Source organism: Xanthomonas bromi (genome assembly GCF_900092025.1).
In the GTDB taxonomy this organism is placed as follows: Bacteria; Pseudomonadota; Gammaproteobacteria; order Xanthomonadales; family Xanthomonadaceae; genus Xanthomonas; species Xanthomonas bromi.
Genome location: NZ_FLTX01000022.1, coordinates 1 through 25,615, shown reverse-complemented (window position 1 = coordinate 25,615; position 25,615 = coordinate 1). Strand labels below are relative to the sequence as shown.

General features: G+C 64.1%; 12 protein-coding genes and 1 pseudogene. 4 read left to right on the top strand and 9 right to left on the bottom strand.

The window, feature by feature from the left end; genetic code table 11:
- The 3 genes from XBLMG947_RS21320 to XBLMG947_RS07760 form a co-directional block, all read left to right on the top strand.
- A partial coding sequence (locus XBLMG947_RS21320; protein WP_139074375.1) for an RHS repeat-associated core domain-containing protein occupies positions 1 to 745 on the top strand: 745 nt, incomplete at its 5' end.
- Between the two features lie 8 nt (positions 746 to 753).
- On the top strand, positions 754 to 981 hold the full coding sequence (locus XBLMG947_RS22545; protein ID WP_139074374.1) for a hypothetical protein: 228 nt from the start codon (positions 754 to 756) through the stop codon (positions 979 to 981).
- A 495-nt stretch (positions 982 to 1,476) separates the two neighbouring features.
- On the top strand, positions 1,477 to 1,881 hold the full coding sequence (locus XBLMG947_RS07760) for a SymE family type I addiction module toxin (RefSeq protein ID WP_065467461.1): 405 nt from the start codon (positions 1,477 to 1,479) through the stop codon (positions 1,879 to 1,881).
- A 213-nt stretch (positions 1,882 to 2,094) separates the two neighbouring features.
- Here the strand turns inward: XBLMG947_RS07760 and XBLMG947_RS07755 are convergent, their stop codons facing one another.
- From XBLMG947_RS07755 to XBLMG947_RS07725, 7 genes and pseudogenes are all read right to left on the bottom strand, one after another.
- Positions 2,095 to 4,470, bottom strand: a complete 2,376-nt coding sequence (locus XBLMG947_RS07755) for a glycoside hydrolase family 127 protein (RefSeq protein WP_065467459.1) — start codon at positions 4,468 to 4,470, stop codon at positions 2,095 to 2,097.
- A 147-nt stretch (positions 4,471 to 4,617) separates the two neighbouring features.
- The gene (locus XBLMG947_RS07750) at positions 4,618 to 7,512 is read right to left on the bottom strand and encodes a TonB-dependent receptor domain-containing protein (protein WP_065467457.1); all 2,895 of its coding nucleotides are present in this window, start codon (positions 7,510 to 7,512) and stop codon (positions 4,618 to 4,620) included.
- A 501-nt stretch (positions 7,513 to 8,013) separates the two neighbouring features.
- Positions 8,014 to 10,269, bottom strand: a pseudogene (locus XBLMG947_RS07745) (S9 family peptidase).
- Between the two features lie 226 nt (positions 10,270 to 10,495).
- Positions 10,496 to 12,082: a family 43 glycosylhydrolase gene (locus tag XBLMG947_RS07740; RefSeq protein WP_065467455.1), complete on the bottom strand. Its 1,587-nt coding sequence runs from the start codon at positions 12,080 to 12,082 to the stop codon at positions 10,496 to 10,498.
- Positions 12,079 to 16,437, bottom strand: a complete 4,359-nt coding sequence (locus XBLMG947_RS07735; protein WP_065467453.1) for an Ig-like domain-containing protein — start codon at positions 16,435 to 16,437, stop codon at positions 12,079 to 12,081. Before XBLMG947_RS07735 ends, XBLMG947_RS07740 begins: the two co-directional genes overlap by 4 nt.
- A gap of 241 nt (positions 16,438 to 16,678) precedes the next feature.
- Positions 16,679 to 19,495, bottom strand: coding sequence for a TonB-dependent receptor plug domain-containing protein (locus XBLMG947_RS07730; protein ID WP_065467452.1), 2,817 nt, complete (start codon positions 19,493 to 19,495; stop codon positions 16,679 to 16,681).
- Between the two features lie 506 nt (positions 19,496 to 20,001).
- On the bottom strand, positions 20,002 to 22,353 hold the full coding sequence (locus XBLMG947_RS07725) for a glucosidase family protein (RefSeq protein ID WP_065467450.1): 2,352 nt from the start codon (positions 22,351 to 22,353) through the stop codon (positions 20,002 to 20,004).
- 449 nt (positions 22,354 to 22,802) lie between these two features.
- On the opposite strand from XBLMG947_RS07725, the gene XBLMG947_RS07720 reads away from it, so the two are divergent.
- Positions 22,803 to 24,374, top strand: a complete 1,572-nt coding sequence (locus XBLMG947_RS07720) for a S53 family peptidase (protein ID WP_065467448.1) — start codon at positions 22,803 to 22,805, stop codon at positions 24,372 to 24,374.
- Between the two features lie 163 nt (positions 24,375 to 24,537).
- On the opposite strand, the gene XBLMG947_RS07715 is transcribed toward XBLMG947_RS07720, so the two are convergent.
- Both XBLMG947_RS07715 and XBLMG947_RS07710 read right to left on the bottom strand, forming a co-directional pair.
- A complete protein-coding gene (locus tag XBLMG947_RS07715; RefSeq protein ID WP_065467446.1) occupies positions 24,538 to 24,834 on the bottom strand; it encodes a flagellar basal body rod protein FlgC in 297 nt (98 codons plus the stop codon).
- 116 nt (positions 24,835 to 24,950) lie between these two features.
- The coding region (locus XBLMG947_RS07710; RefSeq protein ID WP_167352015.1) for a DUF5597 domain-containing protein at positions 24,951 to 25,615 on the bottom strand (665 nt) is incomplete at its 5' end.

Sequence of the window (25,615 nt, the reverse complement as noted above, 5' to 3'; positions counted from 1 at the left end):
GTGGACGTGGAGCTTGAAGGGCGAGGCCTTCGGCAACACCGCGCCGAACCAGGACCCTGATGGGGATGGCGCGGCGCTGGTGCTGGATATGCGGTTCCCGGGGCAGCGGTTTGATGCGGCGAGTGGGTTGAATCAGAACTACTTCCGGGACTATGAAGCGGCTACTGGGCGGTATGGGCAGAGTGATCCGATTGGATTCGAAGGTGGAATTAGCGCTTATGGTTATGCGTTAGGCAATCCGCTCTCGCTTATTGACCCTCTAGGATTGGCACCTAATCCGGCATGCGCTGCTGGCTGGATCGCAGCATGCTCTGTTATCGGCGGTGGAGTAGGATACTGGGGCGGTGGTGTTTTAGGGGGTGTGGCTGGCTCCGAAGTTCCAATAGCAGGAAATGCAGCTGGATTTGTGGCAGGGTCACAATTAGGTGGAATGGGAGGAGCTTCAGCAGGAGGAATACTAGGTGGATTAACAGCTGGCATAGCTTGCCCAGATGAAAAGCCATGTCCTCCTTGCAAAACAGTGAATGGCCTCACTGTCCCTGTTGGAACGATTGGATATAGGCATGATCTGGTTCCGCCATCGAAGCCTCACCACCCTTATCCAGGCGACCATTATAACCTATACCGTGCAAATCAAAACCCTAACAATTGCCAATGCTTTTGGGGCAACATTGGAGCCAGCGATGCATCTAACGGTTTACCGCCGCCCCCTGGCTCCATCCCCATAGCTGATTTTTTGAATTAGGTGATGCCATGAATTATGAAAGCGACGAGAGAATTCTTCTAGGCGATATTGTTTCACTTGGATCTGATCTGGGTGGAACTGTTGTGGCAATTATCGACCAAGCAGATTATGCGGAGGGATACAGTGAGCGTGACTGGTCATATCTTGGCAAAGGAGTATTAGTGCTTACGGAGGATGCTGGTTTAATTCATGAGCAATCCAACTTGAATTTAGTACTCATTCGGAGAGGCGGCTAATACGCCCAGGGTATCCTAGACATCTCAATGCCTGAGTAAAATCGGGCCAATCCACCACAATCGATCAATGAACCGATTGGGTTATACCGAATAATTACTAATTTCCGGATTTACGTGTAAATTTCTAGCATTAGCCACTCACACTACTGAATCTTTATTTCGGGCACTTGACATCCCAAGCAACCATTAGCAACCTCTACCTCAAGGAGCGTAGAAACTCCGTGCATAGCGGTACCCACCTCCGTCAAATCGGTGGGTTTTTTGTACCTGTTCGCAGGTGCAAGCCGACGCGATGCCTGCGTCGGGAGGGCGGCTAATACAACACTCCTTCGGGAGGAATATGCCCGCCGACTATGCACGGTTTCTAACCTCCCGACATCCCGTCGCTAGCCGGCGACGGTGCGTGTTCTTCGAAGGAGGCGTTGTCATGGCAAATGTATCGATCCTGCAGGTTGGTGGACGTCGTCGCCCCGTAGTGCTGGCGGAGCCGAGGCGATGAGCCGGCTGCAGTCACCGACCGCAAAGCGTTCCAAGCCGAACGCCAATCGCACCGTTACCGCCAAGCGAGTGGCCAAACCGGCAGCAGACGCGCAGCCCATGCGGCTGGTGCCATCGCCCACGTTCGATGTGGACAAGCTCGCCTTCGACCACCGGACTGCGCTGCATCCGGATGAGATTCCACCACGCCCGCCTCGTAAGCCACGCACGCCCATGCGCTGTACGGTGGGCCATGCGTTCTACGAGGCAGAACCCGGTCGGCCACACAGCCAGCGGATTCCCAGCGTGCGCCTACGCGGGCTGTGGCTGGAACAGTTGGGGTTTGCGGTTGGCTGCAAGCTGCAGATCACTGCGCGTAATGGCGAACTGGTGGTGACGATGGCGGAAGATTCCATACGGTGAAGCTGAAAGGCGAGTCTCCGTGCGATTGGAACGCCACTAGGCTTCGCCCTGTACCCTCACCCCAGCCCCTCTCCCGAGGGGAGAGGGGCTTTGTTTGCACGCCGGAAAGTTTGTGCTGAATTGATGTGCACCTGCGTTCGCCGTCTGGTGGTAGGACTTCCCCCATCTACAAGACACGCTGCAGCAAGATCGACAGCGCACAGACTCCGGCATTCACGCCGACTCCAACACCCAACACCCAAACGCCGGCCCGGCCGAATAGCCGGTCTCCGGTTCGATACGGATCTGCAGGGTGGCGCGGCCTGCAACCGCTGCGGGCAAGGCGTAGTCGACATCGACGAAATCCAGGCCGCGATTGCCGTCCAGGCGTTCGTTGGCGATGAGTTCGCCGTCGGCGAGGAGGCGGAAGCGGCGGCGGGTTTCGTCGCCCCAGTAGCGCAGGCGCAGGATGCGGGCCTGTGCGGTGTTGCGCAGGGTGAAGGCGATGAAGCCGCCAGTGCGGGCGTCGCGGCCGGCGCGGCGGCGATAGCTGAGGGCGTAAGAGCTGGCGCTGGTCAGGTCATGGGCTTTCTCCGAGGCGTCCTCGCCCAGCGCCACGTAGTCGAGCGCGCTGGCGTCCAGTGCCCTTTGTCGTTGCGCGCTGGCGGCCATTTCGGCATGGCGCTGCTGCCAGCCGGCGGCATCACGATGTTCCAGATAGACCGCGCTGCGGCGGTCGAACTGGGCATAGAACGGCGACAGGCGCCACTGCTGCGCGCCGTCGGTGTAGTGGTAATGGCCGTGCGTCGGTAGTGGCTGCAGGCGTTGCAGGACTTCGTCGCCGCCGATCAGCGCGGGTGTGTTGTTGTTCCAGGGCGTTACGGCGTCGCCGAGATCGGCGGCCAGTACCAGCGGGCCGCGCATGACCGCCACCCAGGCAGGATCGTCGGGGGTGGGCTCCAGACGCAGCGGCATCTCCAATTGCAGGGACACGGTGTCGCCAGCGGCCCACATCCGTTCGATGCGCAGGTAGCCATCGACTGGCTGCAAGGTCTGCAGTTGGCCGTTGACCTGCAGCGTGAATGCTCCGGCCCAACCGGGCACCCGCAGCGCCAACGTGCGTGCCGTCGCAGGCGCGGCATCGATCTGCAGTGTGACCTCTCCCCGCTCGGGCAGCGTGCTGCGGAGGCTGAGTGCGAACCCGGCGGCATCGCGCACCGTGGAGGGCACATAGAGATTGACGTAGACGCCCTGCCCGTCTTCCCAGTAGATGGAATCACCGAACTGCGCGTGCGCTTCCATGCCGCTGCCGACGCAACACCAGAAATCGTCGAACGGCGACGACCAGCCTCGCGCTTCGCCGGCCAGCAGCGGCGTCATATAGGTAAACATGCCGGTGCGTGGGTGCTGCTGCGCCATCACATGGTTGAGCAGTGTGCGTTCGTAGTAATCGAACAACTCCGCCTGCGGTCCCCATTGGTACAGGTGCCGGGTGAGCTTGAGCATGTTGTAGCTGGCGCAATGCTCGCAGGTCTGCTCGGTGAGGAACTTCGAAATACTGTTCGGCTGCTGGAAATATTCGCGGTCGCCGTTGCCGCCGATTACATAGGTGTGGTGATCGGTAACGGTGTGCCAGAAGAAGCGCGCCGCGGCGCCGGATGCGGCATCGCCGGTGACCTCGTACTCGCGGGCCACACCGATCAGCTTTGGGATGTTGGTATTGGAATGCTGGTGCGCCAATTCGTCACGCTGTGCGACCAGCGGGTCGAGCACGGCGTGGTGATGCAGGCGCTGCGCCAGCGCCAGCCATTGTGCATCAACCGTACGTACATGCAGCTCGACGAACGATTCGTTGAGGCCGCCGAATTCGCACGACAGTACCTTTTGCAATTGCGCCTCGTCGAGCGCGGAGAAGATGCCCTGCAGATACCCGGCCAGATCCACCGCGACCTGCAGCGCTTGCGCGTCATCGCAATGCGCATGCACGTCGAGCAATCCGGCGAACAGTTTGTGCCAGGTGTATAGCGGTGCCCAGCTGCCGTTGAGGTAGAACGGCGCCGGGTCGATCTTGCCGCGTTTGAGTTCGTCGAAGACCGCGCGCCCACTCTCGATCTTTCCAGCGGCGTTCTTGCGGGTGAAACCAGCAACATAGCCATCGCCGGCATGCGCCTGACAGCGCGCCAGTTCGCTCACCAGATACGCGGCACGCGTGGCGCATTGCGCATCGCCGGTCTGCGCATGCATCAATGCCAACGCACTGAGATAGTGGCCGAGCGTATGTCCGGCGATGGTATCCGCTTCCCAACCGCCGTATGCAGGCGCTTTGGGATCGAGGCCGGCATACAGCAGGAAGTTGTGCAGTAGGCGGTCCGGCTGCAACCGCATCAGGTAGCGTCGATTGGTGTGCAGCGCATCCAGGAACAGCGAGGGTGTGAGCCTGACCTGGGCAAGCGGCACCGCACGCACGCTGCCCGGTTGCGCAGCGCTGGCCTGGGCCGGAAACCTCAGGAAGCCGGCAGCCACTGCCAGACTGCTCCAGGCCAGAAAGCGCCGTCGCGACAACGACGGTGTGTGATTGCAGGTCGATTCGCTGGCGTGCGCCTCGGTCATGGGATCAGCTTAACTCCTGACGGCGCGCAGGTAGCGTGCGCGTTGAACGGCATCGTGGGCGCTGCTGCACAGGCAGCGCCGTCCGTGGCGTGGCCTGTGTGCAAGCGGTCGCACCAGGACGCGTAACGCAGCGAGACAACGGCGCACTCAGAACTTCACCGTCGCGCGTGCCCAGTAAAAACGTCCGAGCAGATCGTAGGTGGCAACGTCCGTATTCGCATTGCCCACGTTGTTGGCGTAATACAGCGGTGGCTGCTTGTTGGCGATGTTATCTACGCCCACTTCGAACCGCGTATGCCACGCCTCCACGTTATAGCCAAGCTGCAGGTTGTTGTACACGTAGGCACCGATGTTGCGCACCACACCGGGCGTGCCGGAATCGGCCGACAGGCTCTGGCTCAGATCCGCATTGCCGATGGCGGTATGTCCCACATAGCGGATGCGCCAGGTAGCGCTCCAGTCGTCCAAGGCCCAGTTGATCGTGCCCAGTGCGCGCCAACGCGGGAAATTGCCGTAGGCCTGGGTGTAGCGGCCCACGTTGTGGATGGTGACCGAGCTGGGGTCGGTGGTGTCGGGCAATACGTCGTAACGGGTGAGATAGGTGCCGTTGAGGCCGGCGGTGACGTTGCCCCAGGTCGTCGCTGGCAGGCGGTAGGTCAGGTTGAAGTCCATGCCCTTGGCCCACAATTTGCCAAGGTTGACGGTGGGCTCGGCGATGTAATTGATGGTGCCGTTGCCGTTGCGATGGATCAGTGCGCAGAACGCGCTTGCCGAGTTGGCGAAGCATTGATTGAGCACCGTCTGCGCCGACACCGTGGTGATGGTGTCTTCCAGGTCGATGCGCCACCAGTCCGCGCTCAGCGACAGGCCCTCGACCCACTGCGGGTCGTACACGAATCCGACGTCGTAGGACTTACCGGTTTCCGGCTTGAGCTGGTAGCCCGCCACTGCCGCGCCGGAGACCTTGCCCGACACCTGCCCGTCCGATTGCTGGTAGCTGCCATCGGTGGGCACATTGGCACAGGCCACGGTGTTGCCACCGGTATAGCCATTGCAGGGGTCGTTGACGGTGGCCGCATCGCCGGCCACGCCGGCATACAACTCGGTGATATTGGGTGCGCGAAACACCTGCGAGACGGTGCCGCGCACCAGCAGGTTTTCGATCGGGCGGTATTCCAGCGAGAGCTTGCTATTGGTCTTGCTACCCACCGAGCTGTAGTCGGAGAAACGCGTGCCCACGGTGAGGTTCAGCGCATTGATGCCGGACAGATCCTTGAGCAGCGGAAACAGCGCTTCGGCATAGGCTTCCCTGACGTCGAAAGTGCCGCTCAGTGTGGACGAGCAGAATTCGATCACCCCGCACAGGCCGTTTTCGTCGCCGGTCCATCGCGGGTCCGAGGCGGTGGTGGAGCGTTCCTTGCGATACGAAATGCCGGCCGCCAGGCTGGCCGCACCGGCCGGCAACGCGAACAGCGTGCCGTTGGCATTGGCCTCGAATTGCTTGACCGTGTACACGCTGGTGACGATGGGGTTGAGCACTATGCCCTGCAGCGTGGCCAGGTTGGAGCTGTCGTTGAGATTGAAGAAATTCAACGGCGTGCAGCCGGCAATCGCTGCGCCCGCGCTGCCGCACTTGACCGTGCCATCGCTGTCCAGAAACGATGGACCGATGGCTTGATTGAATGCGGCATAGTCAAGAAAGCCGTTATTGATCGACTTCTGTTTGACCTTGGCGTAGTTGAAGGTGGCATCCCACTGCCAGGAGCTGTCGCCGAAGCGGCCGCGCAGACCCGGGCTGATCTGGAAGTTGTAGGTATTGTATTGGTAGCTGCGGTTGCCCAGCACGGTGGCGCGCGTGTTGAGGTCGTTATAGGAGGTGCCGGTGGTGCGGTCGGTGCCGAAGTTGACGCCGAATGGGTTGTAGTCACTCTGCGCCGACACCAGGATGTTGTCGCCGTTGGAAAAGATCGGAATCGGCGCAATGATCGAGGCCGATTCGGTTTTACTGAACCAGGTATTGACGTAGCCCTCGACGCTATCGCTGAGGCGGTAGGTGCCCAACAGGAACGCATTGGTGCGTTTTTGCGGTGTCTGCAACAGGTTGAACGACTGATAGTTGTAGGAATCTGCGGTGGCGTTGTAACAATGGAAATCGCCTGGGCCGGCGCGCCCATTGACACCGCTATTGAGCGTGACGCGCCCGCAGCCATTGGACTGCGCCAGCAGCAACGATTGATCCGAGCCATCGTTGAAGTTGACCGTGCCGGTGGGCGTGGCCGAGGAGCCCTGCTTCACCGGTTGCCCATCGATCAGGGCGAGCGCGTCCTTGGAGTAACCTCGCGCGCCTGCCGACACTGGATCGATGTTGTGGTGCGAGAGGCCGCCGATCAGGCTGCCGCGCTCCCAGGTCTTGCCGGCGGTCAAGGTGAAGTTGCGGCGGTTGCCCTCACCTTCGCTGCTGGTGCCGAAGTCGCTGCTGAACTGCACGCCGTCGAAGCGCGAGCGCAGGATGAAGTTGACCACGCCGCCGATCGCATCGGAGCCGTACACCGCAGACGCGCCATCGCTAAGCACCTCGATGCGTTCGATCATGCCGGAAGGAATCGCGTTGACGTCGTTGTAGGCCAGGCGGATGCCGTTGACCAGCACCAGCGTGCGCTTGTCGCCCAGGCCGCGTAGCGAGACCGCCGATGCACCGGTGCCGCCGCCGTTGTTGGTATAGGGGTTGGTGGCGTTGCCGGCGATGGATGGCAATTCCTGCAACACATCGCCCACGGTCGCCTTGCCGGTGGCGGCAATCTGTTCCTGGCTGACGGTGACCACCGGGTTGGCGGTTTCGGTATCCACGCGGCGCAGGCGCGAGCCGGTGACCACCACGCTGTCCAGGGTCTGCGTCGCATCCCCACCGGTGGCCTGTTGCGCAGACGCCGGCGTGACCGCACCTGCCGACAGCGCCAGCAACAGCGCGGAGGTGAGCATGTTTGGCATCGGCCGCGTGGTTGTGCCAGTGGTGCGGAAGAAAGGCAACGGCAACATCGGCATGCAAGGCTCCTGAGAGGTACGAAAGACAGACCATGGGCAACACACGCCCGTGCCGGCGTGCAGCGGCGCAGGTCAACGTAGATGGCAGACGCATGCTGCAGCGAAACCGCGGGCAACGGCCGTGTTGCAGACACGCAAACAACCTGCGACACAGGCGACGGAGCGTCGCGCAGCAACGCGTGTTGTCAGGAGGGAGGTGAGTTCCGCACCGGATGCGCCCATGCGCTCCAGTTTCAGCAGTTGGTCACAATGTGCCTGTGCGCGGACGCTGCGTCTTGTCGCATTTGGCGACAGCACATGCGGAAAACAGCATGGTTCGCAACTGAACGATCATGCGCCGATGGCGTGAACGCACTCCGCGCCCGCACGCCTGAACACAGCTATGCGGGGATGACAGGGCGGTAGATCACAGCGACAAGGATCGGCGCGCAGGCCGCAGGATCGCGTTCGACGCGGCACGCACGCGATCAATTCAGCGGCGTGCGTTGCAAGCCTCTCGCATCACGGCGCCGGTGCGACTGGCGTTGCTGCGTTGCGATTCCACTCCGGCGTTGGCGATTGCTGCATCCAGCGCAGGAAGAAGTCCAGCAGACGGCGCCTGCCGTAGGTGCCGCCGGCACCGTGATCGCCGCCCGGCACGACCAGCAGATCGAAGTCCTTGCCGGCCTTGATCAAGCGGTCGGCCACCTGGAAGGTGCTGGCCGGGTCGACATTCATGTCCATGTCGCCGGTGACCAGCAACAGGTGCCCCTGCAGGCGCGCGGCGTTCTCCACGTTCGACGATTCGGCGTACCACGGACCCACCGGCCAGCCCATCCACTGTTCGTTCCACCAGATCTTGTCCATGCGGTTGTCGTGGCAGCCGGAGTTGGCCACGCCCGCCACATAGAACTCCGGATGAAACAACAGCGCCGCCAATGCGTTCTGTCCACCTGCCGAAGTGCCGTACACACCCACACCGCCGCCGATGTCGTACCACGGGTAGCGCGCGGCGGCGGCCTTGTGCCAGGCGATACGGTCCGCTAACCCGGCGTCCTTGAGATTGCGCCAGGCCACATCGTGGAAGGCGCGCGAGCGGTTGTTGGTACCCATGCCATCGATGGACGCCACCGCAAAACCCAGCCCAGTGAGTGCCGGCACCCAGGGAATGAAGGTCTTGGGAACGAAGGAGCCATGGGGCCCGGCATAGATATCCTCGACCACCCGGTAGCGCTGCTGCGGATCGAGCGACTGCGGACGATAGATGACGCCCCAAATCTCGGTCTTGCCGTCCCGACCCGGCGTGTGGAACGGCAATGGCGGTCGCCAGCCGGCCGCCTGCAGCTGGCTCAGATCGGTGCGTTCGATGGGGTGCACCAGGCTGCCGTCCGCACTGCGCCGTAGCTCCAGCACCGGACCCAGGTCCACCCGTGAATACAGATCCAGATACCAGCGGCCGTCGGGCGAATACGTCACCTGGTGGTCGGCGGACGATGGCGTCAGCGCGGTCAGGCCAGTCCCATCCAGACCGATGCGATAGGCATGGCGGTAATACGGGTCCTCGCCGGGCACGACGCCTGCAGCGGTGAAATAGACCTGCCTGGCGGCCTCATCGACCCGATCGAGCTTGCGCACCACCCAGTCGCCATGTGTGACCTGGCGAATGACCTGACCACTGCTGCTATCGTAGAGATACAGATGTTCCCAGCCATCGCGCTCGGAAGCCCACAGAATCTGCTTGCCGTCGGCCAGATCGTGGCGCACACGCTTGCCGCCCTCCTCGTTCACGCCGCTGAGCTTGGAGTATTCGATGAAGGTCGGCGACGTTTCCTCGATCAGCGAGCGCGCCTGTGCAGTCTTCGCGTCTACCTCGATCACCCGGTAACGCTGATGGCCGCGTTCGTTGTATTCGAAGGTGAAGCCGCGACTGTCGTTCCACCACTGCAGGTCGCTCAGGGTGAAGGCATTCGGCAGCAAGGTCATCGCCACCGGTCGCGCGGCGCCGCTGGCGACATCGAACAGCACCGGCTGCCTGACCGGCAGGGGATCGCCGGGCTTGGGATACACCTGCTGGTGCAAGCGCGGCTGCACGCGATCGGGCGGCGCCGACTCGATGTAGTAGACGATGTGCTGCGGCGGCGTGTTGATGCGATAGGCAGCCAGGTGTTGCGAATCCGGCGACCACACCAGCGAGTCGATCGCGTAGAAGTCGGCGGGCGTGCCGTCGTGACTGAGTTGCCGAGGCGTACCGCCCTGCACCGGCGCGATTACCACGTTGGCCTGCTCGACCCAGGCCTGCCAACGCCCGTCCGGCGAGCGCTTGGCGTAACGCTCGCCCTGCTTGAGCGGCAAGCCCATGTCCATGTTGTCCGGCAACAGATCCTGGTCGGGCAGGCGCTGGCAGTGATAACGCGCCAGATCGCACTACCAGCCGAGCTTGTTGAACTGAAAGCGCAGCTGCTGCTGTTGCAGCGTCAGTTGACGCAGCCACAAGCCCGACGCATCCACCGCAGACGTACCGGCCTGGGTCAAGGCCGCAGCCAGGCGCGCGTGATCGAAAGCCAGTCGGCTGCTGCCGCTTTCGGCATCCACCAGCCGGTACTCGATGGCCGGCGAGTGACCCGGACGGACCAGCTTGCGCCGATACAGGAACTGCTGCGCATCGACCCAGATCGGCTCGGCAGGCTCGTGATCGACCAAGGCCGCGTACCGCTCGTCCAGGCCCATCGCCTGTTCGTACTGCGCCGGTGTCGGCGTCTCCATGGCTTTCGCCTGCATCGGCAGCTGCAGCAACAGCGCGGCAAGGCAGTACGCCGCGACAACCGGTGAAATCTTCAAAGCAGTCAACACAGCCACTGGCATCACGGCATCCTGTTCATGGCTGGGCGTTGCGGGCCCGCAGCCCGCACGATGGAAGCACTGCGCACACGCGCAATGATCTTTACGAAGAAGGGTGCGATGGCCTAGGCGAAGTCGACGCTGGCCGTCTGCCTGCGGAGCAGGCTCATTGCACATCGCATCGGGCGGCGTCGTCCGCACTGGCTGACGGGAGCCGCTGCGGCTGCGGTGCCAGCACCTCCCACTCCTGGACCGCCAGCGCGGCGTAATGCGACCCGCCACCGGAGGCGTCCATGACCACGCGCACGCAGCGCGTTGTCACCGGCGCGAACGACACCGCTTCATAGCGATCGGTGCGCGTGCCATAAGCATCGCTTGGCTGCACCGGCAGCCATCGCCCACCGTGCCGGTATTCCAGATGCCAACGCGCTGGAGGCGCCACACCGGCGTCGGCACCTGCCGGGTGATCGGCCCAGAACACGATGCGCGTGCGATCCACGGTGATCGGTTGCGCCCAGCTGTATTGAAGCCATTGCTGCGATGGGTTGTCGTCCGTCCAGCTGGCCCACATCTCCGGCGGCAACGGATTGGCCTTGACGATGCCGTCGTTGAGCGCGGCGATCCAGTACTGCAGCGGGATATCCGGACCGTTGGACGCGGTTGCATAGGCCGACGGCGCTTGATTGCGCACAGGCGGCACGGGCGGCATGGGACGCCGCGTCGGCACGACGGTACGAAGACTGGCCGGTCGGGTGCTGTCGTCCCATTGCAGCCGGTCGATCGCCACGCTGCGGCGGAAATGCCCGCCGCCCTGCGCGTCGGCAGTGTGATAGACCAGATACCACTGCCCTTGAAACGAAATGATGCCCGGATGCGAGGTGGTCGAGGACACCGGCGGCAGCACGATGCCGCGATAGGTCCACGGACCCAGCGGGGATGGCGCGCTCGCATAGGCAATGCAGGCGTGATACAGCGTGGGCGTGCACGGCGAAAGACGACCGGCATTGTTGGCTGCGTAGGCCAGGTAATAGGTGCCCTTGCGCTTGAACAGCCAGGGCGCTTCGAAATAGCCGTCCAGCGTGTCTACCAGGATCGGCGTCCCCTTGAAGGTAACCATGTCGCGCTGCAACTCAACGCCATACAACGCGCCGAAGGTGCCCCAATACAGATACACGCGTCCGTCGTCGTCGACCATCACGGTCGGGTCGATGTTCTGGATATCGTTGCGACCCGGCACCGACTGCGAGACCACTGGCCCCTGCGGGTGTGCATCGGTCCACGGGCCGAGCGGACTGTCGGCCACCGCCACGCCGATCGCGAACGGATCGGGGTTTGGCGAATCGCGCTGCTGCACCGGCGCATACAGGTAATAGCGCCCATCCGGGCCCTGCACGATCTGGGACGCGTAGGCATACCGCTTGTCTGCCCAGGCAAAGACTTGTTTGGGCCGCAGCAGATCGCGGTAGTGGGTCCACTCGCCGCTGGCCGGATCGCTAGTGACGAACAGTTGCCAGCCGGGCATGACGAAGTCATTGAGATTGGGAGCAGCGGTATCGCGGCCGGCAATGATGTACAGCTTGCCATCGGCCACCAGTGGCGCGGGGTCGGCGGAATACGTGCTGCCGTCGGCAATGATGGGATTGCCGGGTGAGTGCAGCTGCGTTCCCTGCGGCGGCGGGATGGCGCAGGCCGGAATGCTGGCCAGCGACATCCCGCAAGCCAGCACGAACACGCTTGAGAACCTGCGCATCATGGCGAAGCCTCCTTGATCTGTAATACCAGCGGCACCGACACTTTCCCGGTGGGTGCACGCCCTTGCGCCGTGCCGGTGAGCTGGATCTCGCCGGGCTGTGCGTAACGCGCGGCTTGCAACGTTGGCCATTGCACCGGCAAGCGTTCACGCGAGCCGTCGTTGTATTGCACCGTAACGAAGCCCGGTAGCGTCGGTGCATGGCCGACCACCGTGCTCACCGTCGGCAACGGCTGCACGGTGTTGATCTGACCGGGTGGCGTTGCGCGTACCCAAATGGTGGCCTTGACGGGAATCGCGCCTTCTACCAAGCCTTGCAATTCCACAGCTCCTTCGTGGTCCAGACGGCTGGCGGCCAGCTCGGACCACTGCACCGCCACCGGCAGCACGCTGCCATCGGCAAAGAACGCGGTAATCTCCTGCGGCAGCGTCGGCTGCTGGCCAGGTGCAGTGCGCAGATCGATCGCCTCCACCTGTTTTGGCAGCTCGGACAGCGCCTGCCATTCGTCCACACCGATGGCGGCGTGTCCGTCGCCCGTGGTCTGCGTCGTCAACACTACGCGCAGCGCGGTGGTCACGACCGGCGCAAAGCTGGCAGTGCTCGCCGCACCCGTCGCCCCCGCGGCAATCGGGTAGCCGCTCTTGCTGACGATGTCCTGCCAACGTCCGTCCTGCAGCATCTGCAATTTCCAGCCGGCAGGCGCTGCCACCCCACCATTGGGCTGGTCGTTCCACAGATAGAGCGTGCTCGAGGACAAGCGCACCGGACGTGGCCACTGATACTGCAACCACACCGTCGCTGGCTGGTCGAGTCCGTAGCTGCCCCAGCGCAGGCTGCCACTGGGAACGCTGCCCGCCTGTGGGATGAAACCATCGTTCAAGGCCTGCACGCGGTACTGCATCCCGGTGAGTTGCGCACTGACACCGGCCATGGCTTGCAACGGGATGCTCTGCAGCGGCCGAGAGGCAGCTGCGCTGACCTGCACATCGGCATGCCCCATCAGCGCCCCATCGTTGGCGACCAACCGTAAGGTGTATTGCCCGGCACGGGTGAAACGCACCGACGTCTGTAGCGCGGCAGCATCGGCAAACACCGCATCGCCGCCTTCCGGTGCCTGCTGCACGCGCCAGCGCGCCTGCAGCGTGTTATTGGGCAAGCCGTCATCGCCCACGCGTGCCTGCACCACCACCGCGCCATCGGCGCCGGGCGTGTCCAACTGCCATGCCTGCACCTGCGGCGGCGCATTGCCCGCAAACGCCGGCGCCGGCAAGCCGCTATCGAACAGCTGGATTTCCTTGATGCCGGTGCGTGCCGTGCCAGCGTGTGTCACCACCACGCGCAGCGCGGCGGTACGGATGGCCGGAAAGCGCACGCGATTGCGATTGCCCTCCACCATCGTGGCATCGCGGACCTGGCCGGGAATGTTCTTCCATCCACCGCTGCCATCCTGATATTGCACGGTGTAGATCCACGGCGCCGCGTAGCCGGGCAGCGTTCCGGAGGGAAAGCCGTTCTGATCGCCGCCCGGCGAGGAGCTGCGATAGAAGTACAGCACGACCTGATCCAGCGTCCGCATACCGCCCAGGTCCAGTGCGATCCAGTCGCTGGCCGACGGCGAGCCGGCGGTGCCCCAGAACGGCGGACTGGCGGTACTGCCGTCCACCGCCGCTTTCGCCGGCAAACCGGCGGCGGCGAAACTGGCACTGACACGTGCGCCCTCGGCAAGGTCGCGGCTGTGCGCTGGCGGCAGCGTCACATCCACACCGGCCTTGGCCAGGATCTGCGCGATCCGCGTGCCAGCCGCAAACGGCACCTGCGTCATCGACGCCAGCGGCACAGGATGCGCTTCGAGCACTTGCGCATCGCCATTACGATTGACTGTATCCGGCGCTGGGCTGACCTGCCCGCTGGCCGGGTCGTACACCACATGCGCCAGCCGGTCCACGCGGAACGCCAACTGGCCATCCAGATAGACGCTATAGCCCTTCGGCAGCCGGCCGCCGTAGTGGCTGCCATCGCGATCCCAGACGATGCTCAGATTGCGGTCGCGATAGCGCAGATTGTCGGCAGCGAAATGGTCCCAGCCGATATCGATCGGGTACAACTCGATCTTGCCGTCGCTGCGCGGGCGAAAGCCCATCGCATCTTCGATCATGGTGAAGTTGGTCGCACCCAGTTGGGTATGGTGGATCCAGGAGCGATAACTGATCTTGCCGCCGTTCCTGGCACTGCCCTTGGACCAGAATTCGTTCTGGTCGGGGTAGCGGTTGTCGCCATTGATAAACGGCGCCCAGGCGTTCCAGTACAGCAGCTTGCGGTAGCTCTGCGCGTTCAGATACGGGCTGGGGTAATCGCGCAAGGCCGAGCCGAACAGACGGAATGCCACGGTCGCATTGATGGTGGAAAAGTTGTTGCTGCCCACATCGGTGCCACTGCCCCGCGCCTGCATGTCCACCTGGTTGGCGGTGTAGAACGGGAACAACGGGTATTGCGCTGCGTCGGCGAACAGCCGCAAGGCGCGCACATACTTGGGGGCGTAGTCGGCATCGCCCTGCTTGGGCATCAAACCCACGCTGAAGGGATAGTAGTTGTTGGTTTCCTTCCAATCGACCGCCAGCCGCGGCCCATCGGCCTGGCGATGCTTGAGCAGATCGCCATACAGGCCGACCGAGTCGGGCGCGTCGCGATGATCCTGCCACAACACGTCCAGCACGGCCTTGCGGATGCGGCGCGCGGTGGCTTGCATGCGCTGCGCCGTGGCGGTATCGCCGGCGAGCACCGCCGCCTGCGCTGCCGCCTGCGCATTGGCATAGACGTAGGCGCTCTCGGTGCGATCCATGCGGATCTGACCGTGCTGGTCGGCCCAGTCGAACGACACCGCATCGGCGTCGTTGCCGGTCATGGCCGCCCAGTCGTATTCGATCAAGCCGTTGTGATTGAGATCGTAGGCCGCCAGCACGCCATCCACGTCACCGCTGCCATAGCGTGCCAGCTTACCGGCCAACGCCGCTGGCCCACCGTGGATCTGCATCGACCGCCATGCCGCGGCAGTGATGTATTGCGCGTAGGAATTGGACCAGTTCTCCGGCGAGCCAGGGTTGTCGGTGTACTTGCCACCGCCCGCGGTCTCGCCCGCGCTGAGCCAGGTGCCATAGGCATACAGCGGATTGCGCAGGTATTTCAGATCGTCCAGGAACATCCCGGCGGTCAGCACGATGGCATTGTCGTAGCCAAGCACGCCCTCGATGGCGACCGGAAACTGGTAGTCGTTGCCGGGGACGTTGGCATCGAGGAAATTGAAGCGCAGCACCCACCAGCGATAGAACAGGCTCTTGCTGATGTTCTCGTCGGGCGTGTCCAGGTACGGCAGGTTGTCCACCCACCAGCGGTTGTAGCTGGCCACATGCTGCTGATAGGCCTGCTGCGGCGTTTGCGCGGCGATGCGCGTGTACTCGGCGCGCGCTTCGGGCAACTCGTGGGTGAGCATGCCGAGCTGCAGCTTGATCGCCGCGGTTTCGCCGCTCGCCGGGATGTCCACATCGCGCACCAGACGCTGCCCCTCGACGCGGAAACCGTCGCCGGACAGACGGGGGAAGACCGTCGTGATGTGGTTGTAGGCATCGAATGCACCGGTCAACTCATGGCCGTCGGCGTGCTGCGCGATCGGCGAGACCGCTTGCAGCGATAGCGTGTGCGCCGCGCCATCCAGACTGGACAGCACCACGCTGGCGACCGCTACGTTCTGCTCGGTGATGTACTTGACCAGCCGCATGCGGACGCCTGCGCCGGCATCTTCGAACACGGTGGTGAAATAGCTCGGCGTCTGCCGCCGCTCCAGCGAACGCTCCTTCCATTGGACATGGCGCTTGCCCAGCGTGGCGTGGATGCGGAACAGCGCGTCGTAATCGGTGGCATGCCAATACGCCACCTGCCCGACGAATCCCGGCTGATCCGGTTCGTGATAGCTCAGATACGCGGCGCGGCCACGGGTAAACAGCCAATCGTTCCGATCGTCGAAGCCACCGCCGGTCCCTTCGCGCGCGAGCATGCGATCGATCCAGAAATCCGTGCCCGGCGCCTGGCCTGCCCCATGCGCAACGTCCGCTGCATAGATCCGTGCCAGTTGCCCGCCGGGCGCGAACGGCACTGCGCTGTCGGGCACCGGGTGGGCCAACCCGCGGAACAGCGGCTCACCGATCATCGCGTTGGGCTGGGCGACCGGCGCTTCCTGCGCGATCGCGAGTGGCCAACCCAGCAGGGTGCATGTCCATAACAGCACAGCGGTACCGGTGCGCTTGGTCAAGCGCAACCAGCGCCGGTGCCGAGCCAGAAATGACCTGCAACGTAAATCCCTCATGCATCTATCCCATTAGCGTAGCGTGCAAGACAGCGCGATCGACGCGGCGGCTGGCACGCATCGGACGATAGAGACTGCGGTACTCCCCGCTGCATGACGCCCCAGGTAACGCAGCGCCTCTCACCATAGTTGTTTGCGTTGACAACACCTGCATCAAAACGAAGTGCAGCGACGCAAAGCGAACACCGCTACGCGCCGTCCACATCCGCCCGACGAAGCTCGCTACGTTTCGTCGGCCGCGCTAAAACTCCACGCGCAGCCGGCTCCAGAAATACCGCCCCAAGGTGTCGTAAGTGGTCGCTTCGGTATTGGCCGCATTGGAGTAGCTGTAGAACCGGGGCGGCTTGCGGTCGCCCACGTTGTCTATGCCCACCGCCAGCGTGCTATGCAGCGAGGCGATCTTCCGGCTCAACGAGGCGTCGTGATACACCACCGAGCCAATCCGGAAATAGGCGCAACTTCCATCGGCATTGGTGTCGGCGCAGAAGTTTTCGTACTGGCTACCGTTGACGGTGCGGCCCAGATAGCGGGTGCTCCAACTCGCATGCCACGGACCTTTGTCCCAGGCCAGATTGGCGACCGCGCGCCAACGCGGCATGTTGCCCCAGCTGGAATTTTCGCCAACGTAGTTATGCGTCTCGCCCGCAAAGCGATAGCTGGAAAAGAACGTGGCATCCAACCCTGCCGCAAACGCGCCCCAGGCAGTATCGGCCAGCGTGTAATGGATGCCGGCGTCGTAGCCGCGAATATCGACCTTACCGCTGTTGTACGCGAACGGCACCGACACGCGCGTCAGCTCTCCCGTGGCATCGCGTTGAATCAGCGGGCAGAACGCGGGGTGACTTCCATCGAAGCATTCGTTGACCACTCTCTGCACGCCGCTACCGCTGAGCATGTCGTCCAGCACGACCCGCCAGCTGTCCACGTTGAGCGATAGCCCGCGCACCTGATCCGGGTCGTAGACCAACCCGACATTGTAGGAGCGGCCACGCTCCGGCTTGAGCTTGAAGCCGAGGTTGTTGGCGCCGGAGGTCACCACCTTGAACTGCGCGGTATTGGTGAAGCTGCCATCATTGGGCACATTCGCGCAGGCTGGATTCGGCGCGCCCGTGAACCCTGTGCACGGGTCCTGAAAATCGCCAGTGTTGTCGACCACACTGTTGAAGGGCGAGCCATACAAATCGCCCAACGCCGGCGCACGGAATACCTGCGAGCCGGTAGCGCGTACCAATAGATTCGCAACCGGCCGCCATTCGATCGCAACCTTGCTGTTTGTGGTGCTGCCCCAGGCGTCGTAGCTGGAATAGCGCGAACCGAGATTGAGGTTCAACACATTGGCGAACGGCACCTGCTTCAGCAGCGGCACCAGCAATTCCGCATAAGCCTCTCTTACCGACTCGTCGCGCCCCTGTTCGAGGATGCAGCCATCGTTGTAGTCGCAATTGCCATCGGCATCGGCAGCGGCCACGTCGCTGGTCGTTCCCTGCGCGAACTTGTTGGTGCGATAGACCAGGCCGACCGCGGCCTGCACCGCGCCGGCCGGCAGCTTGAACAGATCGCCATTGGCGCTGAGATCGACAAAGCGCATCTGGCTTTCGTCGATCAGATCCACCGGCCGCTGCGTCCCACGCAGTGCGGCGATGGTGGCCGGGTCGTTGGGGTTGAAGATATTGATCGGCATGCAGCCGGCGATCACTGCGCCCGGCGCGCCGCACTTCACCACCCCGTCGCTGTCCAGGAACGAGGCGCCCACCGCGTTGTTCAATGCCGAGGTGATCGAGAAACCGGTACGCACCAAGGTGTCCTTGTAGCGCGCGTAGCCGGCCCCCGCATTCCATTGCCAACTGGTGTCGTCCACGCGTCCACGCAAGCCGGCGACGACATTGGCCTGGAACATGGTGGAGGTGTAGACACGCGTATTGGCCTGGGTGGAACGCAGCAGGTAGAGGTCTAGCGCATCGCCGAACGGGTTGTAGTAATTGTCCACCGCATCCTGCATCTCCATGTCGTATGCGTCCAGCTGCGAGGTGGTCTTGCTGCGCGTCCAGAACACGTCCACGTAGCCCTGCACGCTCGGAGTGAAATCGAAACTGGCGTGCAGCGAGGCATTGGTACGCTCGATCGGCGTAATCAGGTACTGCCTGTCGTAGACGTTATAGCTGTCGGTGGCGGGTTGATACGGGCGGAACGCATCCTGGCCCACCGGCCCGGGCGGTATGCCATCGATCGGGGTCACTCTGCGGCCATCGGTCAGGAATGCGCGCGTGTTGCCGCCGCGAATCTGGCTGACCTGCCCGTCGAAATATTCCACCGCCTTGGCCGCATCACTGCGGTCGCGATTGAACACCGGGTTCATCGAGTTTTGGCTGAGCCCCAGGATCAACCCACCGCGGTCCCAGGTCTTGCCCCATTCCAGCCCGAGCGTGCGCCGATTGGCATCGCCATGCGTGCTCTGCGCGGAGTCCACGGTGGCGGCAAAACCGTCGTATTTGTCCTTCAGAATGACATTGACCACGCCGCCGATCGCGTCGGAGCCGTACACCGACGACGCGCCGTCGGTGAGCACTTCCACGCGCTCCACCATCGCTGCGGGGATCGCATTGACGTCCACGCCGGGTGCCGATGCCACGCTGCTGGCAGGCCCCGCCATCCGATGGCCGTTGACCAGGACCAGCGTGCGCTCGGGCCCGAGGTTGCGTAGCGACACCAGCGCGCGGCCGTGACTGAAGTTGGAATTGATTGCAGGCCCGGCCTGGAAGCCGGCCGTCATCGGCAAGCGTTGCAGCAGTTGCCCCAGCGTGCTCTGCCCACTGTCTTCGATACGCTGCCGGTCGATCACCACCACCGGGCTGGCGGTTTCGGCATCGACGCGGCGCAGATGGGTACCGGTGACGTTGACCTGATCCAACGTCTGGGTGGCATCGTCTGCACCATCGCTGCGCTGCTGCGCGAACGCCGGCGCAGCGGTGAGCGCCAGTGCCACTATCAGTGCGTTAGCGAGCGTGGTGGTCTGCAAGGCACGTTTGTGCGGAAGAACGGCGGTGTGGCTGGGCGACATCGGAAATCCTTGTGCTGACACGGGGAAACGGCCCACCTTCATGCGTCCCCGTGCACGGCGAGGCCGCGCCGGCGCAGCGCAAAGATGGGAGATCGATCACGACGGAGACTGCAGCGGCCTGCCGTCTCAACGGCAGGTGTCTACGAATGCAAGGACGACAACTGCAATGACACCACTCTCCCCTGAGAGCGCGTGCCCTGACACACAGTGTTTACGTTAAAAAATCTTGCGGCAATGCCGCTGCGCCGTCTTGACGAATTTAGTCGGGCCACATGCGGAAAATCGCGTGCTTGTGCCTGCTTCCGGGCATGCCTGCGTTGCCTGAGCAGCGACATGTCGGCGCGGCCATCCGATGTGCCCTGGTCTTTTGTGAGCAACCACAGCATGTGCGCCGTAACAGTTTGGCTGGCACGGCGGCGCGCTCTGTGCAGAGCACCGCAGCAGCGACCGCTGCCGTACACGGCGCAGTCGTGCGTCAGCAACGTTTGATCATCGCGTTGCTGTCGTCACACGTACCACGCCTGGACCTTCACCCGTGCAGCAGCGCCGGGCAAGGCCACGCGATCGGCATGCGGACCCTGCGGTCGCGCCGGTTTGCCATCGACCAGCAGGCGCTGCAGACGCGTGCCTGCGGGTGCGCGCAGGGTGAGCCAGGTGCGTTTTGGCGCACGCTCCGGCAACTGCACATCGGCACTGATGCAGCGCGCTGCAGCGTTGGTGCGCAGCGTCAGCGTGACCGTGCCCCAACGCGTAGGCGCAGCGGTGATGCCCACCGGCGCACCGCTGCCCAGCCATGCACGCGGTACCGCACGGGCAAGAAACAACTGTTCGCCTGCGCTGTCGTCGCTGACCAGCATCCAGCGCAGCAGCAGCGGGATGGTCATCTGTGCGGGCATGCAGAACAACGGCATGCCGCCGGTGATGCCGCTGACTTCGCCCGCCGTCCAGCTGCCGCGCGTGTGCACCTGATAACGGTGCGCATAGACGAACAGCAGATATTCTTCGATGCGATCCAGCCGTAGCAGCTGTTGCGCGTAGCCGTAGGAAATGAAGCCGAGCAGATCGCGGCTGCCCGGCTCCGGCGGCGCGATATTCGCGACCACGCCAAGGCTGGTACCGCCATGGCCACGCACGCAATCGACCACCAGATTGGCAAGATCGGCCGGCAACACATCGGCTTGCAGCAGTTCGGCATAGGCACGGTGCGGCCATTGCTGTTCGCTGGGCTTTTCCTGCAGCAGCGATTGGCGGAAGGTGAGTGTGGTGCCGGGCAACGGGCCCACATACGGCGGCGACAGATCGCGACGCACATTCGCACGCAGGCTGGCTTCCAACCGCGCACGCAGTTGCTTGGCGCGGCGCTGCCAGTGCGATGCTTGGCCGGCATCGCCACCGAGCGTGCTCCACACCTGTGCGATGTCTTCCCAGCCGCGGATGGTCAATGCGCTGTTGGCGTAATACGGTTTCCACCATAACGATGGATCTGGAAACAGGCAGGCATCGGATTCGTTCCACCCGTGCAGCAGTCCATGACCATGCGCCGTGCGCGGCAATGCCAGCGCCTGGTCGTGCAAGGCGCACAACACCTGCGCGGTGGCGGCGATCTGGGGCAGCAAGCGGCGCAGCCGTGGCGCATCGCCGGTGTAACGCAGGTAACGCGCCAGCAACGACAAGGTGAGCCCAAATTGCCCCACTTCCGGCCCGCGCATGTTCGGCAAGCCGTCGTCCTGCACGAAGTCGTCGAAGTAGTTATCGAGCACCGCCGCGGCCTGTGCGAAGCGGCCCCACTCCAGATTGGCATAGAACGCGCTGGTAAACGTATCCTGGAAGCCGTCGTATTCGTTGCCGTAGTAGTCGCGCTCCACTGCGCCGTACTTGGGGTAGTCGCCACCGGGGCGTACTACCAGCTCGCGTGCGAACGCGAACTGCGCCATGTCGTTCCAGCTCGTATCAGGGAGCTGCGCCTGCACGGTGCCGTCCAGCGCCTGCTGCCAGTAGGCAGCGAAATCGATCAACGCTGCGTAGAACTGTTCGGCAGCGGCGGCGCTGCGCGCTGGGGCAAATTCGGGGTAGCTGTGGGTGTAGTGCACCGCGACGATGGCGCCGCCCTTTACCTTCATGGTGCGGTGCCAGGTTTGCACCACGAAGCGATCGCGCGCGCGCACATCGGCAAACACCAACACGTCATACCAGCTGTCCGGCTCGCCCTCGCGGCGCAACACCTTGCGCACCGCCGGCATCCAGCCACCGAGCATGCCTTCTTCGCGCCGTTTGATCAGCGCTTCTTCGCCCAATTCGGCGAACGCGTGTTCCGGGCGCGAGGTGCGGCTGCGGCCGTTGGGCAGGATCGGCATGGTGTCCAGGCTCTCGCGCGTTCCGACGAAGGTGGTCCACGGCCAGCGGCCACCATTGTCCTTGGGGTCGAGCAAGGAGGCCGGCGGCGGCGCCACATCGCGCACCTGCGCCTCGTCCGGGTCGCCGTCGCGCAGCAGGCGGTCGGCCAACAGGTCGGCTTCGGCCATCGCCACCTCTGCCAGCGGCAACCCGAAGTACGGCTCGCCCTCGGCTGGATAGGCCGGCTCGGTGCGCTTGTCCAGCCGCAGCATGCCGCGGTCGCTCCACAACGTGAGCTGGCCTTGCGCGTCGTCCAGATGCTCGTAGACCGTCCAATGCTGCTGCAAGTGGGTGAAGCTGCACAGCGTGCTGCCGACATGCGCCGCCGAAGGCAGCGGTTCCAGCCGGGGAAGCACCGGCGCAGGCGGTGCCGCTGCGCCGGTAACCGGCGTTGCCAGCGCGGCACCTGCACCGACAGCCGCTGTGGCCGCCATGCCCTGACGCAGAAAGGTCCTACGGTCCATCGTTGCACCCTCGAATGATCGTTGCCCATCGTGCACGCCTTCACACACCACGTCTTGTGACAGCGGTCGGACAGCCGTGCGGAAATCTGCATAGAGCCAAAGGTGCACGGAGCTGCTCGCGGGTGTGCTCGCGGTAGCCCCGGCGGCCCAGGCCGCAGTGCCTAACGCTGTCGCAGCATCTGAGGCGCAGGCCGGTGATGCTGACCTCGTTGCCCATCTCTCATTGCGGGGCGTTGGCGAGTGGTCCACCGGACGCTGCGTCAGCGCTTCGCATCGCGATCAATCGCACGTGACGGTGGCTGCGCATATAACCTGCGCATGGCATTGAATGCAGACTGCATTGCCGCCGGCAGCCATGCGTGCTGCGGTGGTCGTGCAGCACGCCGCAGCTCCCTTTAGACCTGCACCAACCGACCTCGGCTCACCCACCTCGATGGAGTTCTCCCCGCATGCACACGATCCTTGCCGGCAGTGAGCGCCGTACCGCACCCTCCACCGTCGAGGCCGGCCAGCCGCCGCAGGACGAGCGCCTGCGCATCATGCTCGCGGTGCGGATGCCGGCATTGAATGCCGCCGCCGAGGTACTGCTGCAACTGCAGGCCAACACGCTGCCGGTTGCGTTCACGCGCGCGGAGTTCAGCGAACGCTTCGCTGCCAGCGCGTCAGACCTGCGGGCCGTTGCCGACTTTGCCGCCCGCTATGGTCTCACCGTCGAACGCGCGCACGCAGACAGCGGCAATGTGATGCTGGAGGGCACCGTGCAGCAGTGCGAAGCCGCCTTCCAGGTCAGCCTACGCGAATACGTGCATGGCAGCTTGCGCTATCGCGGCCGTACCGGCGCCGTGTCGATTCCGCAGGCATTGACCGGCATTGTCACCGCCGTGCTCGGGCTGGATGCGCGTCCGCAGGCGCAGACGCTGCCCAGCACGCCAGACGCGTCTGCGGCCTTGCCGACGGCGACGCAGCCGCCCGCGCCTACCGACAAGCAGGATGGCCCGCTCATGCAATACACGCCGCCGCAGCTTGCGCAGCTGTACGGCTTCCCCGATCACGACGGACACGGGCAGTGCATCGGCATCATCGTGCTGGGTGCCGGCTATGCACGCGAGCAGATGGCCGCGTATTTCGCGCAACTGCACGTCCCCATGCCGACACTGGTAGACGTGCTGTTGCCCGGCGCCACCAACACGGTTAGCGGTGGCAACGCAAATGCCGATGTGGAAGCGCAGATGGATATCCAGATCGCCGGCGCCATCGCGCCGGGCGCCACATTGGTGGCGTATTTCGCAGCCAACACCGACAACGGCTTTCTGGAAGCGATCAACGCCGCCATCCACGACACCGAGCATTCCCCGGGCATCATCGCCATCAGCTGGGGCTTCAGCGAATCGCAATGGACGCCGCAATCGCGCCAGGCGTACGACTGTGCGTTTCAGGCCGCCGCATTGATGGGCATCACGGTGTGCGTCGCCGCCGGCGACGATGGCGCCAGCGACGGGCAGCCGGGGTTGAATGTCTGCTTCCCCGCATCCAGCCCGTTCGTGCTCGCCTGTGGCGGCACCCGGCTGCAGGTCACGGCCGACAGCGCCAACGAGCAGGCGTGGGCACGCGGCGGCGGCGGGCAGAGCAAGTTCTTCGCACGCCCGGCCTGGCAGAAGGACCTGCACCTGACCGATGCACAGCATGAGTCGCGCCAACTGAGCATGCGCGGCGTCCCCGATGTGGCCGCCAACGCCGATGCGCAGACCGGTTACTACCTCTCGATCAACGGGCAGCCGGCGGTGATGGGCGGCACCAGCGCCGCTGCACCGTTATGGGCCGCCCTGCTGGCACGCATCTACGGCGCGAACGGGATGCAACCCCACTTCGTGCTGCCACGCCTGTACGGCCAACCGGACGCATTCCGCGACATCGTCGCCGGCGACAACGCCGGCTTCCGCGCATCCACCGGTTGGGATGCCAACACGGGGTTGGGCGTACCCGATGGCGCACGCTTGACCGCCGTGCTGCGACCCGACTGAGCGCGGTACGCGCGGTTATCGTGGCTGGCTGCACGGCGGCTACGGAGCCGTGCAGCCAGCGTGGCGCTCGCCGCTTGGGCCAAGCGTGCTGAGATGGACACCGGCGCTGCGCGCGTGACGCGGGCCGTGGTCGACGCTGCCGCACCAGGCCAGCGCGCTGCTCTCAGGCCAGTACGTCAAACAAGCTGCCCACCGCTTCATCGGAGCGCCGCAGCACGGCGGCATTGGCTTGAAAATCGTTGCGCGCCGATAGCCCGTCGACCAGATCGGTGACCGGAGCCGACGGATCGGATGACGCATCGACCACGCTGGCCGACACGCCACCATTGGCCTGCGTGCTGGCCGCCACGGACTGACGCGGGCTGCCGTCCACCGGTTGGCGGGCGACGTTGCTGGCGGCCACCTGCTGACGCAGCGCGGCGGCCTGCATTCCGGAACTGGCGATACTGCTGATGCTCATGGTGGCTCCGTTATGCAAGTGGCTGAGGCGATGCGGGATCAATGGAGTGAGGCGATGCGGGCTTCAAGAGCAGGCTGGCAACCCTACGGACCAAGTCGCCGCAGCGCCTGCATCCGTCAATAGGTTCCGACCCGCACCCGCAGCACCACCGGGTCGGGACTGGCGGGGCCCCCACGGCCGACGTTGAGCCCGTAGTCGGTCTGGTCGCCGTTGAGCTGTTTTTCCACCTGCCAGCGTCCGTCGACATACCGCCCCTGCTCCACCCGCAACAGCTGCCCATGACGGGTATCGGCCGCCTCGCGGAAAAATTCAATGCGCGCGGCCATGCCCGTGACCAGGAACTCCTCCGGCCCCAGCTGCGCCACCAGCAGCCGCCCATCGTGGTCGTCGTTGCCCGGCAGGATCGCCGGCGCATCGCCCCACATCGGTGCGCCGAATGACACCTTGGCCTGCCAATCGCCAAAGCGCAGCGTGCGTTGCGGCATGCCCGGCTGTTCGGCCACGCCTTGCAGGCGGCCTTCGAATGCGGCCTGCGCCAGCACCCGCTGCAGCGGCGCCAATAACTTGAAATTGGCCGCATGCGCAGCGGTGGCGGCGCGGTTGGCCTCGCTGTCCGGGTTGCCATCCATGCCGAAGATCGAGAAGCCCACCCCGCCCTGCCCCAGCACATGGAACAGGTACGGCGCCGTCGCCGCTTCGAATCCGGTCTCCGACACCCAGGCCGGGTTGTCCGGCCGCGCGTACTGGCCGATGACCTTGGTGTATTCGTTGTAATCGTTGG